14 protein-coding genes and 1 pseudogene are annotated in these 22,388 nt (G+C 68.7%); 6 read left to right on the forward strand and 9 right to left on the reverse strand.

The features are described 5' to 3' along the window. Positions 1–13 precede the first annotated feature (13 nt). A complete protein-coding gene (locus BCR55_RS13905; RefSeq protein ID WP_006411689.1) occupies positions 14–1,945 on the reverse strand; it encodes an ATP-binding cassette domain-containing protein in 1,932 nt (643 codons plus the stop codon). A gap of 135 nt (positions 1,946–2,080) precedes the next feature. On the opposite strand from BCR55_RS13905, the gene BCR55_RS13910 reads away from it, so the two are divergent. Then, positions 2,081–2,560, forward strand: coding sequence for a glutathione peroxidase (locus tag BCR55_RS13910; protein ID WP_065494676.1), 480 nt, complete (start codon positions 2,081–2,083; stop codon positions 2,558–2,560). A 37-nt stretch (positions 2,561–2,597) separates the two neighbouring features. Here the strand turns inward: BCR55_RS13910 and cls are convergent, their stop codons facing one another. The 6 genes from cls to dapC form a co-directional block, all read right to left on the reverse strand. Then, a complete protein-coding gene (gene cls, locus BCR55_RS13915; protein ID WP_065494677.1) occupies positions 2,598–4,037 on the reverse strand; it encodes a cardiolipin synthase in 1,440 nt (479 codons plus the stop codon). 104 nt (positions 4,038–4,141) lie between these two features. Continuing rightward, entirely contained in the window at positions 4,142–5,050 is a 909-nt protein-coding gene (gene prmB, locus BCR55_RS13920) for a 50S ribosomal protein L3 N(5)-glutamine methyltransferase (protein ID WP_006402632.1), read from the reverse strand. Between the two features lie 11 nt (positions 5,051–5,061). After that, on the reverse strand, positions 5,062–6,201 hold the full coding sequence (gene dapE / locus BCR55_RS13925; protein WP_006407719.1) for a succinyl-diaminopimelate desuccinylase: 1,140 nt from the start codon (positions 6,199–6,201) through the stop codon (positions 5,062–5,064). Between the two features lie 77 nt (positions 6,202–6,278). Then, positions 6,279–6,647: an ArsC family reductase gene (locus tag BCR55_RS13930; protein WP_006402634.1), complete on the reverse strand. Its 369-nt coding sequence runs from the start codon at positions 6,645–6,647 to the stop codon at positions 6,279–6,281. Beyond that, a complete protein-coding gene (gene dapD / locus BCR55_RS13935; RefSeq protein ID WP_006402635.1) occupies positions 6,647–7,474 on the reverse strand; it encodes a 2,3,4,5-tetrahydropyridine-2,6-dicarboxylate N-succinyltransferase in 828 nt (275 codons plus the stop codon). Before dapD ends, BCR55_RS13930 begins: the two co-directional genes overlap by 1 nt. A gap of 45 nt (positions 7,475–7,519) precedes the next feature. Continuing rightward, the gene (gene dapC / locus BCR55_RS13940) at positions 7,520–8,752 is read right to left on the reverse strand and encodes a succinyldiaminopimelate transaminase (protein ID WP_065494678.1); all 1,233 of its coding nucleotides are present in this window, start codon (positions 8,750–8,752) and stop codon (positions 7,520–7,522) included. Positions 8,753–8,905: 153 nt separating this feature from the next. On the opposite strand from dapC, the gene BCR55_RS13945 reads away from it, so the two are divergent. The 5 genes and pseudogenes from BCR55_RS13945 to def all read left to right on the forward strand — a co-directional run. After that, a complete protein-coding gene (locus BCR55_RS13945) occupies positions 8,906–9,847 on the forward strand; it encodes a DMT family transporter (RefSeq protein WP_065494679.1) in 942 nt (313 codons plus the stop codon). 138 nt (positions 9,848–9,985) lie between these two features. Then, a complete protein-coding gene (smc, locus tag BCR55_RS13950; protein ID WP_065494680.1) occupies positions 9,986–13,498 on the forward strand; it encodes a chromosome segregation protein SMC in 3,513 nt (1,170 codons plus the stop codon). An 84-nt stretch (positions 13,499–13,582) separates the two neighbouring features. Continuing rightward, complete coding sequence (locus BCR55_RS13955) at positions 13,583–14,899, forward strand: cell division protein ZipA C-terminal FtsZ-binding domain-containing protein (RefSeq protein ID WP_006407714.1); 1,317 nt, start codon at positions 13,583–13,585, stop codon at positions 14,897–14,899. 164 nt (positions 14,900–15,063) lie between these two features. Further along, positions 15,064–17,139, forward strand: a complete 2,076-nt coding sequence (gene ligA / locus BCR55_RS13960) for an NAD-dependent DNA ligase LigA (protein WP_065494681.1) — start codon at positions 15,064–15,066, stop codon at positions 17,137–17,139. Continuing rightward, positions 17,136–17,666: pseudogene (gene def / locus BCR55_RS13965) on the forward strand (peptide deformylase); the annotation flags it as partial. The gene ligA and the pseudogene def, both read left to right, overlap by 4 nt. A gap of 133 nt (positions 17,667–17,799) precedes the next feature. Here the strand turns inward: def and BCR55_RS30870 are convergent. Then, positions 17,800–19,782: a pseudouridine synthase gene (locus BCR55_RS30870; protein WP_083211795.1), complete on the reverse strand. Its 1,983-nt coding sequence runs from the start codon at positions 19,780–19,782 to the stop codon at positions 17,800–17,802. A 16-nt stretch (positions 19,783–19,798) separates the two neighbouring features. After that, entirely contained in the window at positions 19,799–22,375 is a 2,577-nt protein-coding gene (locus BCR55_RS13975) for a [protein-PII] uridylyltransferase (protein WP_065494682.1), read from the reverse strand. Between the last annotated feature and the right edge of the window lie 13 nt (positions 22,376–22,388).

Genomic DNA, 22,388 nt, shown 5'->3' on the forward strand with positions numbered 1-22,388 from the left:
CGGCGTGCCGCGCTCAGCCGATCTGCTCGAGTTCTTCCTGCGCGGCGAGCCAGTCCGCCTCGATCGCTTCGAGCCGCGCATTGACGTCGCCGAGCTTGCGAATCGCATCGGTCAGTTCGGCCTTGCGCGCGGCCTCGTAGCTCGCCGGATCGGCGACGAACGCATCGAGGCGCGCCTTCTCCGCGTGCAGCGTCTCCATTTCCTTCTCGAGCTTCGTGATGCGCGTCTGCAGCGGCTTCTTCAGTTGCGACAGACGCTGCCGCTCCTCGGCCGCCTGACGCTTCTGGTCCTTGCGGTTCACGGCCGGCGCCGCGCCCGATGCGGCGGCACCTTCCGCCTTCGCGGCCGCGCGCTGCTCGGCCGCATGCTGGAGCAGCCAGTCGCGGTAATCGTCGAGATCGCCGTCGAACGGCTGCAGCCGGTGCTTCGCGACGAGCATGAACTGGTCGGTCGTCGCGCGCAGCAGGTGCCGATCGTGCGAGACGAGAATCAGCGTGCCTTCGAACTGCGCGAGCGCCATCGTCAGCGCATGACGCGTCTCGAGGTCGAGGTGGTTCGTCGGTTCGTCGAGCAGCAGCAGGTTCGGCTTCTGCCAGATGATCAGCGCGAGCGCAAGACGCGCCTTCTCGCCGCCCGAGAACGGGCCGACCGCGCTCGTCGCCATGTCGCCCGAGAAGTTGAAGCCGCCGAGGAAGTCGCGCAGTTCCTGCTCGCGCGTGTCGGGCGCGAGTCGCGCAAGATGCGCGAGCGGCGAATCGTCCTCGCGCAGCGTCTCGAGCTGGTGCTGCGCGAAATAGCCGATCGTCAGCCCCTTGCCTTCGCGCACGTGCCCGGACAGCGGCGTGAGCGTGCCGGCCAGCGTCTTGATCAGCGTCGACTTGCCCTGGCCGTTCGCGCCGAGCAGGCCGATGCGCTGCCCGTTCTGGATCGACAGCGTCACGCGCTCGACGATCGGAATCTCGGTGCCGTCGTCCGCACGGTAGCCGCAGCGCACGTCTTCCATCACCATCATCGGGTTCGGCGCCGCATCCGGCGTGCGGAACTCGAACGTGAACGGCGACGCGACGTGCGCGGGCGCGATCAGCTCCATCTTTTCGAGCGCCTTCATCCGGCTCTGCGCCTGGCGTGCCTTGGTCGCCTTCGCCTTGAAGCGGTCGATGAAGCTCTGCAGGTGCGCGACTGTCTTCTGCTGCTTCTCGTACGCGCTCTGCTGCAGCGCGAGCTGCTGCGCACGCAGCACTTCGAATTGCGAATAGTTGCCGCCGTAGCGCTTGATCTGCCGATTCTCGAGATGCAGCGTGACGTTGCAGATCGAGTCGAGAAATTCGCGGTCGTGCGAGATCACGACGAGCGTGCCGGGATAGCGGTGCAGCCAGTCTTCGAGCCAGACGATTGCGTCGAGATCGAGGTGGTTGGTCGGCTCGTCGAGCAGCAGCAGATCGGACCGGCACATCAGCGCCTGCGCGAGATTCAGCCGCATCCGCCAGCCGCCGGAGAAGCTCGCGACCGGCTCGCGCGTTTGCGCGAGCGTGAAGCCGAGGCCGAGCAGCAGCGCTTCCGCACGCGCGGGCGCGGTGTAGCCGTCGGCGTCCGCGAACGCCGCGTGCGCTTCGGCTTCGGCCGCGCCATCATGGGCGGCCGAGGCAGCGGCGATGCGTGCCTCGATCTCGCGCAACGCGGCGTCGCCGTCGAGCGTGTAGTCGAGCGCGGAGCGATCGACGGCGGGCGTTTCCTGCGACACGTGCGCGATCCGCCACGACGGCGGCATCGAGAAATCGCCGGCGTCGGCGTGCAGCTCGCCGCGCAGGACCGCGAACAGCGTCGACTTGCCGGCGCCGTTCGCGCCGATCAGGCCGGCTTTCTCGCCGGGATTGAGCACGAACGAGGCCGAGTCGAACAGCGGCTTGGTGCCGCGCGCAAGGCTGAACTGATTGAAACGGATCACGACGGAAATGACTGGCCAAAACCGCTATTCTAGACTGCGCACCGTTCGCGCACGCATCGGCCGTCCGGCCAATGTCGCGACGGCCCGATTTGCCGTAGCATTCACGTCGATCCGGTTTCGTCAAAGGAGTACCCGATGTCTTCCCTGTATACATTCAGCGCCGACACGCTGGCCGGTGTGCCGAGCACGCTCGATGTCTATCGCGGCAAGGTGCTCCTGATCGTCAATACCGCGAGCGAGTGCGGTTTCACGCCGCAGTACGCGGGGCTGCAGAAGCTGTACGAACACTACGCGGCGCGCGGCTTTTTCGTGCTCGGCTTTCCCTGCAACCAGTTCGGCAAGCAGGAGCCGGGCGACGCCGAGCAGATCGGCGCCTTCTGCGAGCGCAATTACGGCGTCACGTTTCCGATATTCGCGAAGATCGACGTGAAGGGTCCGAACGCGCATCCGCTGTATCGCTATCTGACCGACGAGTCGCCCGGCATCTTCGGCCTGAAGGCGATCAAGTGGAACTTCACGAAATTCCTGATCGACCGCGACGGGCGCATCGTGAAGCGCTACGCGCCTTCGACAAAGCCTGAGGACATCGCCGCGGATATCGAAAAGCTGCTCTGACACGCGGCGCGCCGGCATCGGGCACGCGGGCCGGCGGCTACAGGATCGGCGCGAACAGCCGCGCGACGTGCATCGCGATGCGCCGCCAAGCGGGCGACTGCCGGTACTCGCTCGTATCGACCTCGTAGGACTGCGCGAAGTCCGCGGCGAGCATTGCGGCCACTTCATCGGCGAACGCGCGGTCGATCGTCAGCACCATGATCTCGAAGTTCAGCCGGAACGAGCGGTTGTCGAGATTGGCGCTGCCGATCGCCGCGGCGACGCGGTCGATCAGCACGACCTTCTGATGCAGGAATCCCGGGCGGTAGCGGAACACCTTGACGCCTGCATCGACGAGGTCGCGCGCGTACAGCTTCGACGCCTCGAACACGACGTAGTGATCGCGGCGGCTCGGGATCAGGATGCGTACGTCGACGCCGCGCATCACCGCGAGCTTCAGCGCCGCGACGACGGCCTCGTCGGGTACGAGGTACGGCGTGGTGATCCAGACGCGCTCGCGCGCCGCGTTGATCGCCTCGACAAAGAACAGCGAGCCGGTTTCCTGCTTGTCGGCCGGGCCCATCGGCACCGCGAGGCAATGCATGTCGTCGTCCGGCAGCGCGGCCGGCGGCGCGGCGAGCGACGGCAGCGTCTGTGTCGCCCAGTGCCAGTCTTCGGCGAACACGTACTGGATGCTCGCGACGGCCGGCCCGCGTATCTCGATGTGCGTGTCGCGCCACGGCGACAGGCGCGGGTTGCCGCCGAGATACTCGACGCCGACGTTGTGTCCGCCGACGAACGCGCGAGTGCCGTCGACGACGACGATCTTGCGGTGATTGCGGAAGTTGAGCTGGAAGCGGTTGACGAACTTGCGATGCGTCGCGAACGGATGGACTTCGACGCCGCCGCGCCGCAGCGCGTCGACGTAGCTGCGCGGCAGGTCGAAGCTGCCGATGCTGTCGTACAGCAGATAGCAGCGCACGCCGGCCGCGGCGCGCGCGAGCAGTGCGTCGCGCAGCATCTGGCCGAGCGCATCGTCGCGCACGATGAAGAACTGGACGATCACGTAATCGCGCGCGGCGTCGATCGCCGAGAGAATCGCCGCGAAGGTTGCGTCGCCGTTCACCAGCGTGCGCACCGAATTGCCGCCGACGAACGGCATGCCGCCGAGCCGCCTGAGTGCGAGTACCGCAGCCTGGCCGAGCGCATCGGCCGCCGGCCGGTCGCCCGCGTTCGCGTCGAGCCACGGCGCGCGCGGTGTGTGCGTGCGCAACGCTTCGGTTTCGTGGCGGCGCGCGTCGACGTAGCCGGAGAACTTGCTGCGGCCGAGAAACAGATAGGGGATCAGCGTGAGGTACGGCATCGCGGCGAGCGAGACCGCCCATGCGATGGCGCCTTGCGACGTCCGCGTGTTCAGGATCGCGTGGAAGGCCGCGACGATCCCGAGCACGTGAACGGCCAGGATCAGTGTGCCGAGGTGTAGCCAGTCGAGGGTCATGGGCGCGTGACGGACTCCTGAAGTCGTGCGGCGCGGCGGCCGCGTACGCGCATCTTACCCAAGGGGGCGGCGCAGCGGGTTGCCGCGCCGCCTGCATCGCCGGTTCAGCCCTTGCGGGGGAGGTCGGCCGCCTGGATCAGGAACACGTTGTCGTCGCCCGCGCTGGTCGGCAGCCACGTGAGCTCGAGCCCGCCGAACGCCGCTTCGACATGCTCGCGTTCGTTGCCGATCTCGACGACCAGCACGCCGTCGTCGTGCAGCCAGTTGTGCGCCTCGGCGACGATACGCCGCACGATATCCATGCCGTCGTCGCCGCCCGCGAGCGCCATCTCGGGCTCATGGCGGTATTCGGGCGGCAGCTTCGCCATCGAGGCCGCGTTGACATACGGCGGGTTCGTCAGGATCACGTCGTAGCGCGCGTCGGGCTGCGCGCGGAATGCCGGCAGCGGCGCATACAGATCGCCACGGTGCAGCGTGATCCGGTCTTCGAGGCCGTAGTCGCGCACGTTGATCTGCGCGACTTCGAGCGCGTCGGCCGACAGATCGACCGCGTCGATTTCGGCGTTCGGGAACGCGCTCGCCGCGAGGATCGCGAGGCAGCCCGAGCCCGTGCAGAGCTCGAGTACCGCGCCGACCTGCTCGGGATCGGCGACGTACGGCTGCAGCCCGTCGTCGAGCAGCTCGCCGATGAACGAACGCGGCACGATCACGCGCTCGTCGACGTAGAAGCGGTGGCCGTGCATCCACGCTTCGCGTGTCAGATAGGCGGCCGGCACGCGCTCGGTCGCGCGTCGCTCGATCACCGCGAGCACGGCCGCGATTTCGTCGGGCAGCAGCCGCGCGTCGAGGAACGGTTCGAGCGTGTCGAGCGGCAGGTCGAGCGTATGCAGCACGAGATACGCGGCTTCGTCATACGCGTTGTCCGAGCCGTGGCCGAACGCGAGCTTGGCTTTCGAGAAGCGCGTGACCGCGTAGCGCAGCAGGTCGCGCACGGTGGCAAAAGGGGTCGTCATGCGAGGCTCCGTCAGGCGATCAGTTGTTCAAGCACGCGGCGGTACACGTTCTTCAGCGGCTCGACGAAGCGCACCTCGATATGCTCGTCGATCTTGTGGATGCTGCCGTTCGGCGGACCGAACTCGATCACCTGCGGGCAGATGCGCGCGATGAAGCGGCCGTCGGACGTGCCGCCCGTGGTCGACAGCTCGGTCGTGAGGCCCGTCTCCGCGCGGATCGCGTGCTCGAGCGCATTCGACAGCTCGCCGCGCGGCGTGAGAAACGGCAGGCCGCTCACCGTCCACTTCAGCGTGTAGTCGAGCCGGTGCTTGTCGAGGATCGCGTGCACGCGTGCCTGCAGGCCTTCGACGGTGCTCGCGGTCGAGAAGCGGAAGTTGAACAGCAGATCCGCGTGGCCGGGGATCACGTTCGTCGCGCCCGTGCCGGCACGCAGGTTCGACACCTGCCAGGTGGTCGGCGGGAAGTATTCGTTGCCTTCGTCCCACTGCTCGGCGGCGAGTTCGGCGAGCGCCGGCGCGAGCAGGTGGATCGGGTTCTTCGCGAGGTGCGGATACGCGATGTGGCCTTGCACGCCCTTGACGATCAGCTCGCCGGACATCGAGCCGCGGCGCCCGTTCTTCACGACGTCGCCGAGCTCGGCGGTCGACGTCGGCTCGCCGACGATGCAGTAGTCGAGGCGCTCGCCGCGCGACTCGAGCAGTTCGACGACCTTCACGGTGCCGTCGGTGGCCGGGCCTTCTTCGTCGCTCGTGATCAGGAACGCGATCGCGCCGCGGTGGTCGGGATGCGCGGCGACGAATTCCTCGGCGGCGACGACGAACGCCGCGAGCGAGGTCTTCATGTCGGCGGCGCCGCGGCCGTACAGCTTGCCGTCGCGATGGGCGGGGACGAACGGCGGCGACGTCCACTGCTCGAGCGGGCCGGTCGGCACGACGTCGGTGTGGCCCGCGAACGCGAGCAGCTTGCCGTCGCGGCCGTCGGTGCCGCGCTTGACGGCCCACAGGTTGGTCACGCCGTGCGATGCGACGGTCTCGCAATCGAAACCGAGCGCGGCGAGGCGCTCGGTCATGATCTGCTGGCAATGCTGGTCGTCGGGCGTGACGGAGGCGCGCGCGATCAGTTGTTCGGTAAGGGCTAGGGTGGCGGACATGGTTCGGACCACTTTCGATAAAAAATGCCGGCGCGGTGGCCGGCAGCGATGAGACGTCGCGCGCTGCGCCGGCGGCGCTATGCGGCGAACAGCGCCGCGTACTGATCGGCCGCGAAGCCGACCGATTTCACGCGGCCGTCGACGACCAGCACCGGCCGCTTGATGACCGACGGCTTGTGGATCATCAGCGCGACGGCGCCGGCCTGCGTGTCGGCGGCGGCCTTCATGGCGTCGTCGAGCGCGCGCCAGGTCGTGCCGCGCTTGTTGACGAGCGTGTCGAGCGGCACGTCCTTCAGCCAGTCCTCGATCAGCGGCGCGCTGACGCCGGCCTTCTTGAAGTCGTGGAATTCGAACGCGACGCCGTGTTCGTCGAGCCACACGCGGGCTTTCTTCACGGTGTCGCAGTTCGGAATGCCGTAGACGACCACGGTGCGCGGCCTGGCCATCAGTCGCCTCGCAGCAGCTCGTTCAGGCCGACCTTCGCGCGCGTCTTCGCGTCGACCTTCTTCACGATCACGGCGCAGTAGAGGCTGTGCGAGCCGTCCTTCGACGGCAGGTTGCCCGCGACGACGACCGAGCCGGCCGGAATGCGGCCGTAGCTGATTTCACCCGTCTCGCGATCGTAGATCTTGGTGCTCTGGCCGAGATACACGCCCATCGAGATCACCGAGTTTTCCTCGACGATCACGCCTTCGACGACTTCCGAACGTGCGCCGATGAAGCAGTTGTCCTCGATGATGACCGGGTTCGCCTGCAGCGGCTCGAGCACGCCGCCGATGCCGACGCCGCCCGACAGGTGCACGTTCTTGCCGATCTGCGCGCACGAGCCGACGGTCGCCCACGTGTCGACCATCGTGCCTTCGTCGACGTATGCGCCGATGTTCGTGTACGACGGCATCAGCACGACGTTCTTCGCGATGAACGAACCGCGGCGCGCGATGGCCGGCGGCACGACGCGGAAGCCGCCCGCGGCGAAATCCTCGGCCGTGTAGTTCGCGAACTTCGACGGCACCTTGTCGTAGAACTGCGAATAGCCGCCGGCCGGCATCGGCGCGTTGTCCTCCAGGCGGAACGACAGCAGCACGGCTTTCTTCAGCCATTGGTGCACGGTCCAGTTGCCGTCGATTTTCTCGGCGACGCGCAGCGCACCTTTGTCGAGTTGCTCGATCGCATGAGCGACGGCCTCGCGGACTTCGGCGGGCGCGGCCTTCGGCGACAGCTCCGCACGGTTTTCCCAGGCGTTATCGATGATTTGCTGAAGTTGTTGCGACATGTTCGTTTTCGCAGGAGATGGATGGAATTGATCGGGATGGACGTCTTACTGCGCGATGCCGCGGCAGAAATCGACGATGCGTTGCGCGCCCTCGACGCATTCGGGGGTGCCCGCGACGAGCGCGATCCGGATGAAATCGCGGCCCGGGTTCGTGCCGTGCGCGTCGCGCGCGAGGTACGAGCCGGGCAGAACCGTCACATTATAGTCGGCGTACAGGCGGCGGGCGAACTCGGTGTCGGACAGGCCGGTGCGCGCGACGTTCGCCCACAGATAGAACGCGGCGTCCGGCAGCTTCACGTCGAGCACGTCGGCGAGCATCGGCGTCACGGTGTTGAACTTCTGCAGGTACAGCGCGCGGTTCTCGCGCACGTGCGCCTCGTCGTTCCATGCGGCGATGCTCGCGTGCTGCCACACGGGCGACAGCGCGGCGCCGTGGTACGTGCGGTACAGCAGGAATTTCTTCAGCAGCGCCGCGTCGCCGGCGACGAAGCCCGAGCGCATGCCGGGCACGTTCGAGCGCTTCGACAGGCTCGACAGCATCACGAGCCGCTCGAAGCCGCGGCCGAGGCGGTTCGCGGCCTCGAGGCCGCCGAGCGGCGGCGTCGCTTCGTCGAAGTAGATTTCCGAATAGCACTCGTCGGACGCGATCACGAAGCCGTGGCGATCGGACAGCGCGAACAGCTCGCGCCAGTCGTCGAGCGTCAGCACGGCGCCGGTCGGGTTGCCCGGCGAGCAGACGTAGAGCAGCTGTGTGCGCGCCCAGACGTCGTCCGGCACGGCCGCGTAGTCGCAGGCGAAGTTGCGTGCCGGATCGCTGTTCGCGAAATAGGGCTCGGCGCCGGCCAGCAGCGCCGCCCCTTCGTAAATTTGATAGAACGGATTCGGACAGAGTACGATCGCTTTCTGCCCGCTTTCGGCCGGGCGGCTGTCGATCACCGTCTGCGCGAGCGAGAACAGCGCCTCGCGCGAGCCCGACACCGGCAGCACCTGCGTCGCCGCGTCGACGGCCGGTAGCCCGTAGCGGCGCTCGAGCCAGCGCGCGATCGACGTGCGCAGCGCGTCCGAGCCGGCCGTGGCCGGATAGGCGGCGAGGCCGTCGAGCGCGGCCACGGCCGCGTCGTGGATCAGCGCGGGCGTCGGGTGCTTGGGCTCGCCGATGCCGAAGCTGATCGGTTTGAGGCCGGCAGGGGGCGTCACGTCCTTGAACAGGGCGCGCAGCTTTTCGAAGGGATAGGGCTGGAGCGAGTCGAGTCGAGGGTTCACGGGCGAAGCGGCCATCGCGGCCGGTTGGAGCGAAAGGAGCGGCGGCGCGCCGCGACGGCGAACGGACGCCGGCGGCGCGCGTCGCAACGGACGATTATAGCGTGACGAAATCCGGTCACGGGCGGCCCGCGGGGCGGCCCGGCGGTACGAACGAAGGGTATCGAGACAATGAACAACGCGGTACGCGGCAGCCTGCCGACACTCGCGATCCTGATCGGCGCATCGGTGTGGGGCGTGATCTGGTATCCGCTGCGCATCCTCGCGTCGCTCGGCGTGACGGGCACGCTCGCGAGCGCGCTGACGAGCGTCGTCGCGTTCCTGTTCGTGATCGTCGCGCGGCGCAGCGCGATCGCGACGCTGCGCTGGCACTGGGTGCTGCCCGGCATCGCGCTGACGGCCGGCGTGACCAATCTCGGCTTCGTGTGGGGCACGATCCACGGCGAGGTGCTGCGCGTGATGCTGCTGTTCTACCTGACGCCGGCCTGGACCGCGATCTACGCGCACTTCCTGCTGCGCGAACGGCTGACCTGGGCCGGCGCGGGACTCGCCGCGCTGTCGATCGGCGGCGCGATGCTGATGCTGTGGTCGCCGCGGCTCGGCCTGCCGCTGCCGGCCAATCCGGCCGAATGGGCGGGCCTCGCGGCCGGCCTGAGCTTCGCGATGAGCAACGTGCTCGTCATCAAGGCGAGCCGCGAGCTGCCGTCGATGCGCGCGGAGATGCGTACCGCGACGCTGTTCGGCGGCGCGGCCGCGTTCGGTGCGATCGCGTCGCTGTTCGAGGGGCTGCCGCCGGTGCCGGCGAGCGGCGCGCTCGGGGGCGCGGCGCTGATCGTCGTCGCGATCGGCGTGACGATGGCCGCGAACAACCTGCTCGTGCAGTACGGCCTCGCGCGCGTGCCGGCCAACCGCGCATCGATCATCATGCTGTTCGAGATCGTGATCACCGCGCTGTCCGCGTGGGTGTTCGCGAACGAGCTGCCGACCGCGCGGGAGTGGGCCGGCGGCGCGTGCATCGTGCTCGCGACGCTGCTGTCGAGCCGCGTCCACCGTGCGGCGCCCGCGCAGGACAAACCCGGCGACGGGCAGAACGGCGCACGCGCGATGGTATGATTGAAGCCGTTTGCGGGGCCTGGCGCTTGAGTGCGCGGCCCCGTTTTTGAATTCCGGGGGTGCGTGCGCGCCAGGGCTGACAGCCCCCGCGCCGCGCGCCGCTGTTCGTTTCACCTCTTCTTCACATCCGATACCGCCGTGCGTCTGAGCTCGATCAAACTCGCTGGCTTCAAATCCTTCGTCGATCCCACGCATTTTCAGGTTCCGGGCCAGCTCGTCGGCGTGGTGGGCCCGAACGGATGCGGCAAATCCAACATCATCGACGCCGTGCGCTGGGTGCTCGGCGAGTCGCGCGCCTCCGAGCTGCGCGGCGAGTCGATGCAGGACGTGATCTTCAACGGCTCGACGACCCGCAAGCCCGGCAGCCGGGCGAGCGTCGAGCTGATCTTCGACAACTCCGACGGCCGCGCGGCAGGCCAGTGGGGCCAGTACGGCGAGATCGCCGTGAAGCGCGTGCTTACGCGCGACGGCACGTCGAGCTACTACATCAACAACCTGCCGGCGCGCCGCCGCGACATCCAGGACATCTTCCTCGGCACCGGCCTCGGCCCGCGCGCGTACGCGATCATCGGGCAGGGGATGATCGCGCGGATCATCGAGGCGAAGCCCGAAGAGCTGCGCGTGTTCCTCGAGGAAGCCGCGGGCGTGTCGAAGTACAAGGAGCGCCGCCGCGAGACCGAGAACCGGCTGCACGACACGCGCGAGAACCTGACGCGCGTCGAGGACATCATCCGCGAACTCGCGGCGAACCTCGAGAAGCTCGAGGCGCAGGCCGTCGTCGCGACGAAGTACAAGGAGCTCGTCGCCGAAGGCGAGGAGAAGCAGCGCCTGCTGTGGCTGCTGCGCAAGAACGAGGCCGCGGCCGAGCAGCAGAAGCAGCAGCGTGCGATCGAGCAGGCGCAGATCGACCTCGAAGCGCAGACCGCCAAGCTGCGCGAAGTCGAATCGCAGCTCGAGACGCTGCGCGTCGCGCACTATGCCGCGAGCGACGCGATGCAGGGCGCGCAGGGCGCGCTCTACGAGGCGAATGCCGAAGTGAGCCGCCTCGAGGCCGAGATCAAGTTCATCGTCGAATCGCGCAACCGCGTGCAGGCGCAGATCGCCGCGCTGAACGCGCAGCGCGAGCAATGGCGCGCGCAGGCCGAGAAGGCGCAGGACGAGCTCGAGGAAGCCGAAGAAGCGCGCGCGATCGCCGACGAGAAGGCCGCGCTCGCCGAGGACGAAGCCGCGGCGAAGCACGATGCGCTGCCGGCGCTCGAAGCGAAGTGGCGCGACGCGCAGGCGCAGCTCAACGACGAGCGCGCGCGGATCGCCCAGACCGAACAGTCGCTGAAACTCGAAGCCGCGCACCAGCGCAACGCCGATCAGCAGCTGCAGCAGCTGCAGCAGCGCCACGAGCGGCTGAAGGCCGAGGCTAGCGGGCTCGATGCGCCGGACGAGGCGCAGCTCGAGGAACTGCGCATGCAGCTCGCCGAGCAGGAGGAAATTCTGGCCGAAGCGCAGGCGCGGCTTGCCGATGCGCAGGAAACGGTGCCGCGTCTGGACGCCGAGCGCCGCGCCGCGCAGGAGCGCGTGCAGGCCGAAAGCGCGCAGATCCACCAGCTCGAGGCGCGGCTTGCCGCGCTGAAGCAGCTGCAGGAAAACGTGCAGACCGAAGGCAAGGTGCAGCCGTGGCTCGACAAGCACGAGCTCAGCGCGCTGCCGCGGCTCTGGAAGAAGCTGCATGTCGAACCCGGCTGGGAAGCGGCGCTCGAAGCGGTGCTGCGCGAGCGGCTCGCGGCACTCGAAGTGTCGAATCTCGACTGGGTGAAGGCGTTCGCGACCGACGCGCCGCCCGCCAAGCTCGCGTTCTACGCGCCGCCGCCCGCCGGCGAGCCGCCGGCTCCGGCAGCGGGGCTGAAGCCCGTGCTGTCGCTCGTGCGCATCGACGACGCCGGCATCCGCGCGGTGCTCAACGACTGGCTCGGCAACGTGTACGTCGCCGACGACGTCGCCCAGGCGCTCGCGGCGCGTGCGCAGCTGCCTGCCGGCGGCGCGTTCGTCGTGAAGGCCGGGCACATCGTCACGCGCGTCGGCGTGCAGTTGTACGCGGCCGACTCCGAGCAGGCCGGGATGCTCGCTCGCCAGCAGGAAATCGAGAACCTGACGCGCCAGGTGCGCGCACAGGCGCTGCTCGCCGACGAGGCGCGCACCGCGGCCGTGCGCGCGGAAGCCGCGCATACGCAGGCGACGCAGGCGCTCGGCGACGTGCGTGCGCAGGCCGAGCGCGCGACGCAGCGCGTGCATGCGCTGCAACTGGACGTGCTGAAGCTCGCGCAGGCGCACGAGCGTTATACGCAACGCAGCACGCAGATCCGCGAGGAACTCGAGGAGATCGGCGCGCAGATCGACGAGCAGCGCGCATTGCGTGCGGAGTCGGAAGCGAATTTCGAGCGCTTCGACGGCGAGCTCGCGGAGCTGCAGGCGCGCTTCGAGGACAACCAGCTCGCGTTCGAGGCGCTCGACGAGTCGCTGACGCACGCGCGTCAGGAGGCGCGCGATCTCGAGCGCGGCGCGAACGACGCGCGCTTCGCGGCCCGCAACGCGGTGACGCGGATCGACGAGCTCAAGCGCAGCATCCAGGTCGCGCACGAACAGAGCGAGCGCGTCGCCGCCTCGCTGGAGGACGCGCGCGCCGAGCTCGAGACGATCAACGAACAAACCGCGCACACCGGGCTGCAGGACGCGCTCGAAATCCGTGCGGTGAAGGAAGCCGCGCTGCAGGCGGCGCGCATCGAGCTCGACGATCTGACCGCGAAGCTGCGCGCGATGGACGAGCAGCGTCTCGTCGCCGAGCGTTCGCTGCAGCCGCTGCGCGACCGCATCACCGAGCTGCAGCTGAAGGAGCAGGCCGCGCGCCTGTCCGTCGAGCAGTTCGCGGAGCAGCTGGCGGCGGCCGAGGTCGACGAGGAAGCGCTGCGCGACAAGCTGACGCCGGATCTGAAGCCGTCGTATCTGCAGGGCGAAGTCACGCGGCTGAACAACGCGATCAATGCGCTCGGCCCCGTCAACATGGCGGCGCTCGACGAGCTGAAGGCAGCGAGCGAGCGCAAGGTGTTCCTCGATGCGCAATCGGCGGACCTGACCGACGCGATCACGACGCTCGAGGACGCGATCCACAAGATCGACCAGGAAACGCGCACGTTGCTGCAGGGAACCTTCGACGAGGTCAACCGTCATTTCAGCGATCTGTTCCCGCGCCTGTTCGGCGGCGGCCAGGCGAAGCTGATCATGACGGGCGACGAGATTCTCGACGCCGGCGTGCAGGTGATGGCGCAGCCGCCCGGCAAGAAGAACGCGACGATTCACCTGCTGTCGGGCGGCGAGAAGGCGCTGACGGCCACCGCGCTCGTGTTCGCGATGTTCCAGCTGAATCCGGCGCCGTTCTGTCTGCTCGACGAGGTCGACGCGCCGCTCGACGACGCGAACACCGAGCGTTTCGCGAATCTGGTGCGCGCGATGTCGGACAAGACGCAGTTCCTGTTCATCTCGCACAACAAGATCGCGATGGAAATGGCGCAGCAGCTGATCGGCGTGACGATGCAGGAGCAGGGCGTTTCGCGGATCGTCGCGGTGGACATGGAAACCGCCGCCGGTTTTGCCCAGAATTGACGTTTGACCAAACCGGACCGCGGGCGCGCGGCGCATGGGCGCCCGCTCGCGGTTCGACGTAAAAGAATTGCTGATGGAGCGTGCATGGACGAGTTGACACTCGGTTTGATCGGCGCGGGCGCCGTCGTGGTGGGCGGCGTCGTGGTCTACAACGCGTGGCAGGGGGCAAAGGTGCGGCGCAGGATGCCGCGTCCGATGCCGGAAGAGACGGCCGAGGCGATCGGCCGCCCCGAGCGCGACGACGAGCTGCCGTTCATCGAGCCGGTCCGGCAGCCCGTGCGGCGCGAGCCGGCCGCGGCCGCACCGGTCGCCGGCGGCGGCGCGTCGGCCGAAGCCGCGCGCGTCGAACCGACGTTCGGCGGCGTATCGGCCGCTGCTGCGCCCGCCGACACGCCGGCCGATCTGCAGGCCGAAGCGACCGGTGCCGAGACGCGCGTCGATACCGCCGCGCGCGACGAAGCGAGCGAGCCGGCCGACGCGAGCGCCGATGCGCACGAGGCGCCTGCCGCGCAAGCTGCGACGGCAGAGTCCGCCGAGCGCGCGGAACCGGTGCTGCCGGCCGCGACGACCATTTCGTCCGCGCCGCCGGCCGTCGTCGATCGCCGCATCGACTGCATCGTGCCGATCCGGCTCGGCGCGCCGCTGCCGGGCGACAAGCTCCTGCCGGCCGCGCAGCGGCTGCGTCGCGCGGGCAGCAAGCCCGTGCATATCGAGGGCAAGCCGGAAGGCGGCCAGTGGGAGCTGCTGCAAAACGGCGTGCGCTACGAGGAGCTGCGTGCGGCCGCGCAGCTCGCGAACCGCAGCGGCGCGCTCAACGAGCTCGAGTTCTCGGAGTTCGTGACGGGCGTCCAGCAGTTCGCGGACGCGATCGACGGCGCCCCCGAATTCCCGGACATGATGGAAACGGTCGCGATGGCGCGCGAGCTCGACGGCTTTGCCGCGCAGTGCGACGCGCAGCTGTCGATCAACGTGCTGTCGGACGGGGCGCCATGGTCGGCGAACTACGTGCAGGCCGTTGCGTCGCAGGACGGGCTGCTGCTGTCGCGCGACGGCACGCGGTTCGTGAAGCTCGACGCGAAGCAGAATCCGGTGTTCATGCTGCAGTTCGGCGACACCAACTTCCTGCGCGACGACCTCACGTACAAGGGCGGCGACATGATCACGCTCGTGCTCGACGTGCCGGTCGCCGAGGAAGACATCCTGCCGTTCCGGCTGATGTGCGATTACGCGAAGTCGCTGTCCGAGCGGATCGGTGCGCGCGTCGTCGACGACTCGCGCCGGCCGCTGCCGGAATCGACGCTGCTCGCGATCGAGCAGCAACTGATGAAGCTCTACGCGAAGCTCGAGGAAGCGGGCATTCCGGCCGGCTCGCCGGTCACGCGACGCCTGTTCAGCCAGTAACGCAGGCATTGGGGCGACCGCGCGCGGCGTGCGCCGGCCGGTCGCCGCGCGCGATCGCGATGCGGCGACGCAACATCGCGCACGTACGCGGGCCGCGCCCCCGGCACGGCGCCAAACTGAGATAATTCGGCATTCGATTTTTTCAGCAAGAATCTGCCGCCAGCATGGCCCGAACCCAAGCCGAACCGCCAGCCAGTCAACCCGATGCGCGCGCCGCCTGGCTGCGCGACCAGCTCGAACGCGCGAACCACGCGTACTACGTGCTCGACCAGCCCGATCTGCCCGATGCGGAATACGATCGGCTGTTCCGCGAGCTGCAGCAGCTCGAATCCGATCATCCCGACCTCGTGACGCCCGATTCGCCGACGCAGCGCGTCGGCGGCGCCGTCGCGAGCGGCTTCACGCCGGTCGTTCACGATGCGCCGATGCTGTCGCTGAACAACGGATTCGCCGACGACGACATCGTCGCGTTCGACAAGCGCGTCGCCGACGCGCTCGGCAAGACAACCGATCTCGCCGGCTCGGTGACGGATCCCGTCGAATACGCGTGCGAGCTGAAGTTCGACGGGCTCGCGATTTCGCTGCGCTACGAGCACGGCGTGTTCGTGCAGGCGTCGACGCGCGGCGACGGCACGACCGGCGAGGACGTGACCGAAAACGTCCGCACGATCCGCTCGATTCCGCTGAAGCTGAAGGGCGACCGCGTGCCGGCCGTGCTCGACGTGCGCGGCGAGGTGCTGATGTTCAAGCGCGATTTTGCGCGCCTGAACGAACGCCAGCGCGCGGCCGAGCAGCGCGAGTTCGCGAACCCGCGCAACGCGGCGGCCGGCAGCCTGCGCCAGCTCGATCCGAAGATCACCGCGCAGCGTCCGCTCTCGTTCTTCGCGTACGGCATCGGCGTGCTCGACGGGATGCCGATGCCCGATACGCACAGTGCGCTGCTCGACTGGTACGAAGCGCTCGGGTTGCCGGTGAACCGCGAGCGCGCGGTCGTGTACGGTGCGCAGGGGCTGCTCGACTTCTTCCGCAAGGTCGGCGAGAAGCGCGAGTCGCTGCCGTACGACATCGACGGCGTCGTGTACAAGGTGAACCGTCGCGACGAGCAGGATCGCCTCGGTTTCGTGTCGCGCGCGCCGCGCTTCGCGCTCGCGCACAAATTCCCCGCGCAGGAGGCGCTGACGAAGCTGGTTGCAATCGGCGTGCAGGTCGGCCGCACCGGGGCGATTACGCCGGTCGCGCGGCTCGAGCCCGTGTTCGTCGGCGGCGCGACCGTCACGAACGCGACGCTGCACAACGAGGACGAGGTGCGCCGCAAGGACATCCGGATCGGCGATACGGTGATCGTGCGGCGCGCCGGCGACGTGATTCCCGAGGTGGTGGGCGCCGTGCTCGACCGGCGTCCGGCCGATGCGGCCGAATTCGTGATGCCGACCGAGTGCCCGGTATGCGGCTCGAAGATCGAGCGGCTGCCCGACGAGGCGATCGCGCGCTGCACGGGCGGGCTGTTCTGCCCCGCGCAGCGCAAGCAGGCGCTGTGGCACTTCGCGCAGCGGCGCGCGCTCGACATCGACGGCCTCGGCGAGAAGATCATCGACCAGCTCGTCGAGCTGAACCTCGTACGCACGCCGGCCGATCTGTTCAACCTCGGCTTCGCGACGCTCGCGGAGCTCGACCGCTTCGCGGAGAAATCGGCGCAGAATCTGCTCGACTCGCTCGAGAAGGCGAAGCACACGACGCTCGCGCGCTTCATTTACGCGCTCGGCATTCGCCATGTCGGCGAATCGACCGCGAAGGATCTCGCCAAGCATTTCGGCTCGCTCGACCCGATCATGAACGCGACGATCGACGAGCTGCTCGAAGTGAACGACGTCGGGCCGATCGTCGCCGAATCGATCCACCAGTTCTTCGCGGAAGAGCACAACCGGACCGTGATCGAGCAACTGCGCGCGCCCGGCAAGGTCACCTGGCCGGAAGGGCCGCCCGCGCCGAAGGCGCCGCAGGGCGTGCTCGCCGGCAAAACGGTCGTGCTGACCGGCACGCTGCCGAACCTCACGCGCGACGACGCGAAGGAGATGCTCGAGGCGGCGGGCGCGAAGGTGGCCGGCTCGGTGTCGAAGAAGACCGATTACGTGATCGCGGGTATCGAAGCCGGCAGCAAGCTCGCGAAGGCCGAAGCGCTCGGCATCCCGGTGCTCGACGAAGACGGGCTGCATCAACTCCTGGAGGGCAACACGCGATGATTCGCGAAATCCTGAAGATGGGCGATCCGCGCCTGCTCGAAGTCGCGCGGCCGGTCGACCGGTTCGATACGCCGGAATTGCACGAGATCGTCGCGGACATGTTCGAGACGATGCATCACGCGAACGGCGCCGGGCTCGCGGCGCCGCAGATCGGCATCGGGTTGCAGATCATCATCTTCGGCTTCGGCAGCAACAACCGCTATCCGGACGCGCCGCCCGTCCCCGAGACGGTGCTGATCAATCCGAAGCTCGAATACATGCCGCCGGACATGGAAGAGGGCTGGGAAGGCTGTCTGTCGGTGCCCGGGATGCGCGGTGTCGTGAGCCGCTACGCGAAGGTGCGCTACAGCGGCTTCGACCAGTTCGGCGCGAAGATCGATCGCGTCGCCGAAGGCTTCCATGCGCGCGTGGTCCAGCACGAATACGACCACCTGATCGGCAAGCTGTATCCGATGCGGATCACCGACTTTACGCGTTTCGGCTTCACCGAAGTGCTGTTCCCGGGGCTCGATCCGGCCGCGGACGACCGACGGCCCATGTCGCAGGCGTGGCGACCTTGCCGCCGCGCGCGTCGTGATGAACGGAAAAAGAAAAAGCCCGCAGGCGATGGCGGGCTTTTCCGTTCTTGCGGCGCACGCGCGGTGCGGGCGCGCCGTGCGGTCAGAACTGCTCGTCGGCGGACAGGTAGCGCCATTGGCCCTGCGGCAGTGCGCCGAGCGTCACGCGGCCCATCCGCACGCGCTTGAGCCCGATCACCTCGAGACCAACGAGTTCGCACATCCGGCGGATCTGACGCTTGCGCCCTTCGCGCAGCACGAAGCGCAACTGCTCGCCGTTTTGCCAGCTCACCATCGCGGGCTTCAGTGCGACGCCGTCGAGCTCGAGGCCGTGCCGCAGCTGCGCAAGCCGTTCGGCCGGGAAGTGCTGGTCGATGTCGGTCAGCCGGTCGCCGAAGCGCACGCGCACCAGGTATTCCTTGTCGACGTCCGACTGTTCGCCGATCAACTGTTTGGCGATCCGGCCGTTCTGCGTCAGCACGAGCAGGCCCGTCGAGTCGATGTCGAGCCGGCCGGCCGGCGCAAGCGCGCGCAGATGCTGTGGCGAGAAGCGCAGCGGCGAACGGTCGCCGCTCCAGTGGTTTTCGCGCGTGATCAGGACGCTCGCGGGCTCGTAGCCGTCTTCTGCCTGGCCGGACACATAACCGACCGGCTTGTGCAGCAGGATCGTCACTTGCGCGGCCTGCGCGGCCTGCGCGCGCTCGTCGATCTCGATGCGCTGATCGGCGCGGACCTTCGTGCCGAGCGTGTCGATGCGCTCGCCGTCGACGAGCACCCAGCCTTTCTCGATCCATTCGTCGGCTTCGCGGCGCGAGCAGAGGCCGAGCTCCGACATCCGCTTCGACAGGCGCATCAGACCGGCTTCGTCGCCGCGATCGACGTCCGCGGCGCGGCGCTTCACCGGTTCGGCGGTTTTCAATCGCGCGTTGCCGGACGGGCGGCGCTCGGCGGTGCCGCGCTTCGCGCCTTCGCCGCCGGCCGCGCCGTCGCGATACGGTGCACGCTTGCCGCCTTCAGCAGCGCCCGCGCGACGCGGACGTGCATCGTCGTCGTTGCGGCGTGCGGGGCGGTCGGACGACGTGCGACGCTCGCCGAAACTGCTACGCTTCGCGCCTTCGCCGGCGGTCGCGGCGTCGCGATACGGTGCGCGCTTGCCGCCTTCGGCGGCGCCCGCGCGACGCGGACGTGCATCGTCGTCGTTGCGACGTGCCGGGCGGTCGGACGACGTGCGACGCTCGCCGAAACTGCTACGCTTCGCGCCTTCGCCGGCGGCCGCGGCGTCGCGATACGGTGCGCGCTTGCCGCCTTCAGCAGCGCCTGCGCGACGCGGACGTGCATCGTCGTCGTTGCGGCGTGCCGGACGCTCGGACGACGTGCGACGCTCGCCGAAACTGCCACGCTTCGGGCCTTCGCCACCGGCCGCGCCGTCGCGATACGGTGCACGCTTGCCGCCTTCAGTAGCGCCCGCGCGACGCGGACGCGCATCGTCGTCATTACGACGCACCGGACGCTCGGACGACGCACGACGCTCGCCGAAACTGCCACGCTTCGCGCCTTCGCCTCCGGCCGCGCCGTCGCGATACGGTGCACGCTTGCCGCCTTCAGTAGCGCCCGCGCGACGCGGACGCGCATCGTCGTCATTACGACGCGCCGGACGCTCGGACGACGCACGACGCTCGCCGAAACTGCCACGCTTCGCGCCTTCGCCTCCGGCCGCGCCGTCGCGATACGGTGCACGCTTGCCGCCTTCAGCGGCGCCCGTACGACGCGGACGTGCCTCGTCGTCATTACGACGCGCCGGGCGTTCCGACGACGCACGACGCTCGCCGAAGCCGCTGCGCTTCGCGCCTTCGCCAGCCGCGTCGCGATCGGGCCGCGGCGCATTCGCGCCCGCCGCTGCGCGCGGCTTGGCCGGCCGCGGGCCCGCGGCCGGCGTGCCGGCGGCCGGTTTCGGTCGCGCCGGCTTGGCTGCCGCGGCGGGCGGTGCGGCGCGCACCGGCTTGCGGGCGACGAGGCTGCCCGAACGGACAGGTGCGCGGCTCGGCGATGCCGGCCGCGGATTCTTGACGGTCAATTTGGTGCGCATAAACGCTGGAGTTCGTTCAGACTGCGATCGCGCGCAGCAATTCGGTTTCCACCTGGATCTGCAGCCGGTTGTCGGACAGGCCGGCACCGTCGAGCAGGAAGACGTCCTCGACGCGTTCGCCGAGCGTATTGATCCGCGCCGCATGGACGCCGACCCGGTGCTCGGCCAGCACGCGCGCGATCGAATAGAGAAGGCCCGGCCGGTCGTTGGCGGACACGGACAGGATGTAGTACTGGCCGCGCTCGTCGGCCCGCAGGTCGACGCGCGGCGTGATCGGGAACGTGCGCGAGAGCCGCGACAGCCGGCCCTTCGACGGTTCCGGCAGCGGCATGGCCTCGGTCAGCCGCGACGCGAGCTGCTGCTCGACGAGATTCGCGATGTCGCGATAGCGGACGTCGCCTTCGGGCCGCGTGACGATGAAGTTGTCGAGCGCGTAGCCGTGCCGCGTCGTGCTGACGCGCGCGTCGAGCACCGACAGCCCGTTGCGGTCGAAATACGCGCAGATGCCGGCGAACAGGTCGGGGCGGTCCTTCACGTAGACGAGCACCTGCAGCGCATCGCCGACCGGCGACGGCCGCGCGCGGACGATCGCCGTCTCGGCGTTCACGTGGCGGTACAGCACGCGCGTCTGCCACGCGATGTCGGCGGCGTCGTGGCGCAGGAAGAAGCCGACGTCGAGCTGATCCCACAGCGCGCGGTGCGCGTCGTCGGGCACGGTCTCGAGGCGCAGCAGTGCAAGCGCCTCTTCCTGGCGCGACTTCAGTTCCGAATGCGCGTCGGGTTTCGCGCCGCCGAGCACCGCGAGCGTGATCCGGTACAGATCCTCGAGCAGCTTGCCCTTCCACGCGTTCCACACTTTCGGGCTCGTGCCGCGGATGTCGGCGACGGTCAGCAGATACAGCGCCGTGAGCCGGCGCTCGTTGCCGACCAGCTCGGCGAAGCGCCGGATCACGTCGGGATCGCTCGTGTCCTGCTTCTGCGCGACCTGGCTCATGGTCAGATGGTGCTGGACGAGCCAGACGATCAGCGCCGCATCGTCGCCGGCAATGCCGTGCTCGCGGCAAAAGCGCCGCGCATCGGCCATCCCGAGCGTCGAATGGTCGCCGCCGCGGCCTTTCGCGATGTCGTGAAACAGCGCGGCGACGTACAGCACCCACGGACGTTCGAAATTGCCGATCAGCTGGCTGCAGAACGGATATTCGTGCGCATGCTCGGCCACCGCGAAGCGGCGGATGTTGCGCAGCACCATCAGGATGTGCTGATCGACCGTGTAGACGTGGTAGAGGTCGTGCTGCATCTGGCCGACGATGCGGCGGAAATTCAACAGATAGCGGCCGAGCACGCTCGTCTGGTTCATCAGCCGGAACGCGTGCGTGATGCCTTCGGGCTGCTGCAGGATCTGCAGGAACGTGCGGCGGTTCTGCGGGTCGCGCCGCCACGCGTTGTTCATGATCTCGCGCGAGTTGTACAGCGCGCGCAGCGTGCGTGCGGACAGCCCCTTCACGCCGCGCGTCGTCTCGTACAGCAGGAACGCTTCGAGGATCGCGTCGGGATGGCGCTCGAACACGCCGTCATCGACGATTTCGAGCATCCCCTGTTTCTCGACGAAACGATCGGGCGAGAGCACGCGCGTGATGCCGCTCGTCGCGGGGAACAACTGCGCCTCGATGTTCTGGATCAGGATCGTCGCAAGCTGCGTGACGGCTTTCGCGGCCCAGTAGTAGCGGCGCATCAGCTGCTCGCTCGCACGCTTGGCGGGCGTCGGCCGGTAGCCGAAGCTTTCGGCCGCCTGCGTCTGCAGGTCGAACACGAGCATGTCCTGGCGGCGGCCCGCGATCACGTGCAGCCGCGCGCGCAGCGTCTTCAGGAACGCTTCGTTGCGCCGCAGCTCGCGCGCCTCGCGATCGGTGATGAGCCCGCGCGTGTCGAGTTCGCGCCAGCTGCTGCCGAAGCCGGCCGCGCGCGCGATCCACAGGATCGTCTGCAGGTCGCGCAGCCCGCCGGGGCTTTCCTTCACGTTCGGCTCGAGGCTGTACGGCGTGTCCTGGAATTTCGCGTGGCGCTGCCGCATTTCGAGCACCTTCGCGGTGAAGAACGCGCGTGCGTCGAGCGCCTCGTGATAGCGGACCGTGAAGCGCTCGAACAGCGCGGTGCTGCCCACGATGCGGCGCGCCTCGAGCAGCGACGTCTGCACGGTCACGTCCTGCGACGCTTCCTCGATGCACTGCGCGACCGTACGCACGCTGCTGCCGATCTCGAGCCCGAGATCCCATGCCATGCCGATGAAGCGCTCGATGCGCGCGTCGAGCGCTTCGTCGTGCGTATCGGGCAGCAGCACGAGGATGTCGACGTCAGAATGCGGCGCGAGCTCGCCGCGGCCGTAGCCGCCGACGGCCACGAGCGCGAGCGTCGCGGGCAGCCCGCAGTCGTCCCAGACGCGCTTGAGCGCGTCGTCGGTGAGCTTCGACAGCGCGTACATCAGCGACGCGACGTTGGTCGCGCCGCGAAAGCGCTCGAGGAGCTCGGCCTTGGCGGCCTTGAATGCGGCGCGCTGCGACAGCGCTGCGGGGGCGGGGGCGGCGTGAGCGCTCATGAGCGGCCGTTCG

It is taken from the genome of Burkholderia sp. CCA53 (assembly GCF_001685525.1).
Lineage (GTDB): Bacteria > Pseudomonadota > Gammaproteobacteria > Burkholderiales > Burkholderiaceae > Burkholderia > Burkholderia multivorans.

Bases quoted from the DNA above. Each gene is read 5' to 3' on its own strand.
- dapC (WP_065494678.1), bottom strand. From the start codon at position 8,752: ATGGCCGCTTCGCCCGTGAACCCTCGACTCGACTCGCTCCAGCCCTAT.
- BCR55_RS13945 (WP_065494679.1), top strand. From the start codon at position 8,906: ATGAACAACGCGGTACGCGGCAGCCTGCCGACACTCGCGATCCTGATC.
- ligA (WP_065494681.1), top strand. From the start codon at position 15,064: ATGGCCCGAACCCAAGCCGAACCGCCAGCCAGTCAACCCGATGCGCGC.
- BCR55_RS30870 (WP_083211795.1), bottom strand. From the start codon at position 19,782: ATGCGCACCAAATTGACCGTCAAGAATCCGCGGCCGGCATCGCCGAGC.
- BCR55_RS13975 (WP_065494682.1), bottom strand. From the start codon at position 22,375: ATGAGCGCTCACGCCGCCCCCGCCCCCGCAGCGCTGTCGCAGCGCGCC.
- dapD (WP_006402635.1), bottom strand. From the start codon at position 7,474: ATGTCGCAACAACTTCAGCAAATCATCGATAACGCCTGGGAAAACCGT.
- prmB (WP_006402632.1), bottom strand. From the start codon at position 5,050: ATGACGACCCCTTTTGCCACCGTGCGCGACCTGCTGCGCTACGCGGTC.
- dapE (WP_006407719.1), bottom strand. From the start codon at position 6,201: ATGTCCGCCACCCTAGCCCTTACCGAACAACTGATCGCGCGCGCCTCC.
- BCR55_RS13930 (WP_006402634.1), bottom strand. From the start codon at position 6,647: ATGGCCAGGCCGCGCACCGTGGTCGTCTACGGCATTCCGAACTGCGAC.
- BCR55_RS13910 (WP_065494676.1), top strand. From the start codon at position 2,081: ATGTCTTCCCTGTATACATTCAGCGCCGACACGCTGGCCGGTGTGCCG.
- cls (WP_065494677.1), bottom strand. From the start codon at position 4,037: ATGACCCTCGACTGGCTACACCTCGGCACACTGATCCTGGCCGTTCAC.
- BCR55_RS13955 (WP_006407714.1), top strand. From the start codon at position 13,583: ATGGACGAGTTGACACTCGGTTTGATCGGCGCGGGCGCCGTCGTGGTG.